The following is a 3,226-nucleotide window of genomic DNA, read 5'->3' as shown; positions in this document are numbered from 1 at the left end:
TCCTTTCTGTTTAATACATGATACAACACTCCCTAATATTTATTATACCACATAATGGGAAATATTCGCTATTCCGAATTTATATAATTTCATTACACTCAAACACGTCAATAAATAATAATAGTATTTATTCCCTTCATGCCGTTTTTTTATACATATATTTACTATCTCTTTCGATAAACTTCTTCGCCAGTTTGCCCATCAAGCACTTTGCATGGCATATTATTTATTTCTCTTATTTGCCCTTCACTATAATCCTCTATTTCTTTTCCTTTCGCTATAAAGCGTCTTACTAACTTTATTTGCATTTTCATTAGTTCCTCTTTCATAGTAACAATAACTGTGGGCATAATACACATCTTGCACACCTAATTTTTCTATCCCCTCTGTATTCGCAAACTCCGCCCTATTGTCCACCGTAATACTGCGAAATCTCCGTTTAAATGTCTTAGGGTATTCCAGACTATATTCACTATATGTACTTAAATCACTATATAACAATCATTCTTAACATTACCAAAATCTGATTTCTTTCCCCGAAAGTTAAATGTTTACCTTTTCTTCGTTCTGTGTTATAGTACTCTTGCATAGTTACTCTCCTTATAATTTGGTTTTGGTCAACAAACTCATATCATATATTAGCTATGTTCTTCTTTTTTATTTTTCTCCACTAAAAAGCAGACACTCCATTTTACTATTTATAAAATATTCTTTCAACAAAAGATTTCCCTTATTACTGAGCTATTTTCCTATCATATCAATATCAGCTAAAGATAGGTCTGTCAAAAATCTCTTTATATCTTCTTTTTTTACATTTTTTGATATTACTTTAAATACACCATATTTTCTACCATCTAACTTACTTCATAACTACTATTTGGGTATCAAATGGTATATTCCCTTTAACATAATGTACTTGATATTCTTCTTTTATTTCTCTACCTGTTTCCTGTAGATATTTGAAAAGCTCTGTAGGGTAGATATCTCTAAATAATGAAACTGTTATTTGTTTTTCATATATCTCATTTACTGTACTGCCTAATGATTTATACATACAGGCATAACCTTCTGTTTTGAATAAATCATCTATTGTCAGCCCATTATCAGGACTTTTATATTTTAAATAACTTTCCAATTTCGTTATCCAGCTTTACTCCCTGTATGAAATCTTATTTTGTCTGGTATATCTCCCATATTTACCTCCTACTTTTTTCTTAATTTATATTATATCAGTTTTTTAGTGCTTTGTATATAAGTTTCAATCATCTTTACAATATAAATCGCAACCCTAAGTGTTAGTTTTTTATAAAGTTTTATAAACCCCATTAGAACTTAATCCATCTAACAACTTTCTAGGATAGTTATTCATAAATTTTTCTATTTCTTTTTACTGAATTTACCTATGTCTATCCCATTTTCAATAAAGTACCTTATTAGTTTATTATTTTCATTGCTACCTCTCTCATAAGAGTTATACCGACTTTTATTATCCAGAATCCAGATAATTGTAGACCAACTAAGGAAAGTCAATAGTTATTTTTTTAAATTGTAAGAATATTTTTCAGTTACCAAACCTAAAAATGCACATAGCAAATAAGCCTCATACACTTTCTTTTTTTGAGGCAACACTTTTAATAATTTATGCAGCCTGCTTACTATTTTCACGAATTAGTTTTTGATGTTCTTCAGGTGTTCTTAATTCAAATGATTTTTGGTTTCTAAGAACAGCAAAAATCATTTGAACCATCTTTCGCATAATTGCACACATTACAACTTTATACGGTTTTTCAGCTATTTTCTTTTCAAAATAAGCTCGCATAACAGGATTTAAATACTCTCTGTTGCGATTCGGATATACATTAGACTTTGCCAACATATGGAGAATTAAGCGAACATGAGGTGATCCTCGTTTAGAGATTTTATTGTTTTTCCTATTGTATGTTCCGCTTTGAGATACTCCCGGATCCAAGCCAAAGAAGGCAACTAATTCTTTCGGTTTAGAGAAATTGGATATGTATCCAAGTTCTGATAAAACAACACAGGCTGTGTATTCTCCAATGCCCGGAATACTTTGTAAAAGCATAATATCATTATGAAACTTTTCATCTAAAAGAGATAATTTCTTGATTTCATCATTGATTGCTTTCAAAGCTTCCTGTAAACTGAAAATAACACTTACCCTTGTTTGAATAAGTACTGATGAACTAAGGTTTACTATACAAACTTCAATAGATTTTTCAGCAGCTTGCAATAGTTTTTCATACTTTGCTTCGGCATAGGAATAGCTTTTGTGTGAATTCTCTTTTATCAGCTGAATCATATCTTGCTTATTTTCAGGAGATAAGACATCCTGTACAGTAGGATATTTTTCAAGCAAAGATAAAGATGTTTTACCTTGCAAATCCGGAAAGGAAATGTCTAAAAAAGCGATTAAGCAGTTGATGTGTTCCACAATTTCATCAGTCAATTCTTTGTGTTGTCTGCAAAGCTTTTTGATACTGTTAACGGTATCTGAGTGTGTAATTGTTTCATTGTAATTTTTAATACGATATAGCAACGCTATATTATATGCATCCGTTTTATCTGATTTGATTTTTCGGATATTGATATTTTTCAATTCCCCACTTTGAATCGGATTAATTACAATGACTTCGTACTTATGGTTACGAAAAAAATTAGCTGAAATTTGATGGTAGTGTGCGGTAGCTTCCATGATAATTACTGCCCTGTCTTCATATTCATATTCATCTTCTACTTTTTCAAGTACAGAGATGAGCGAATTCATACCAATAACAGCATTATAAATTTTAATTCTTTTGATAATGTTATTATTGGGCGATAGAATACAGATATCACTGAAAGCCTTACTCACATCAATTCCTACAACAATTTTTTCTGACATAATATACCTCCTATAATTTGGGATGCCCTGTTAATCCAAAACCACAACAGGATCTTAAGTTTACAGGTAATCAATAAATGAACCTAACCAACCGAAAAGATGAAAGGTAATGGAATGAGGGTGGAGTCTACGAAATGAGTAATTCCTAAGTTGGAAACCCAGCAAGCACATAAAACAATCCCATTTCATCCCTAATATCTATAATTTTATCATAGATGATTAGGTTCATTTTTAAGAAATATGCTTAGAGCTGTTCTTATACTATTAGTATATGAGTTATACCGACTTTTTTATTATACCGATTTTTAGATGAAACCACGACAT

At 30.7% G+C, this 3,226-nt stretch carries 3 protein-coding genes and 1 pseudogene; all 4 read right to left on the bottom strand.

Annotated features, from left to right (window positions below):
• Nucleotides 1-164: 164 nt before the first annotated feature.
• Nucleotides 165-314 carry a hypothetical protein gene (locus ACTTKP_RS11765; RefSeq protein WP_442554079.1) on the bottom strand — a complete coding sequence of 50 codons (150 nt, stop codon included), beginning with the start codon at nt 312-314 and terminating at the stop codon, nt 165-167.
• Nucleotides 315-859: 545 nt separating this feature from the next.
• Nucleotides 860-1,135 carry a hypothetical protein gene (locus ACTTKP_RS11760; RefSeq protein WP_442554078.1) on the bottom strand — a complete coding sequence of 92 codons (276 nt, stop codon included), beginning with the start codon at nt 1,133-1,135 and terminating at the stop codon, nt 860-862.
• A 168-nt stretch (nt 1,136-1,303) separates the two neighbouring features.
• A pseudogene (locus ACTTKP_RS11755) lies at nt 1,304-1,476 on the bottom strand (IS30 family transposase); the annotation flags it as partial.
• Between the two features lie 163 nt (nt 1,477-1,639).
• Nucleotides 1,640-2,902 carry an IS110 family transposase gene (locus ACTTKP_RS11750; RefSeq protein ID WP_442554077.1) on the bottom strand — a complete coding sequence of 421 codons (1,263 nt, stop codon included), beginning with the start codon at nt 2,900-2,902 and terminating at the stop codon, nt 1,640-1,642.
• Nucleotides 2,903-3,226 lie beyond the last annotated feature (324 nt).

The sequence above is a fragment of the Catonella sp. genome (assembly GCF_052169795.1).
GTDB lineage: Bacteria > Bacillota > Clostridia > Lachnospirales > Lachnospiraceae > Catonella.
Note: the sequence above shows the minus strand (reverse complement) of the source record. Positions and strands in the feature narration are given on the sequence as shown.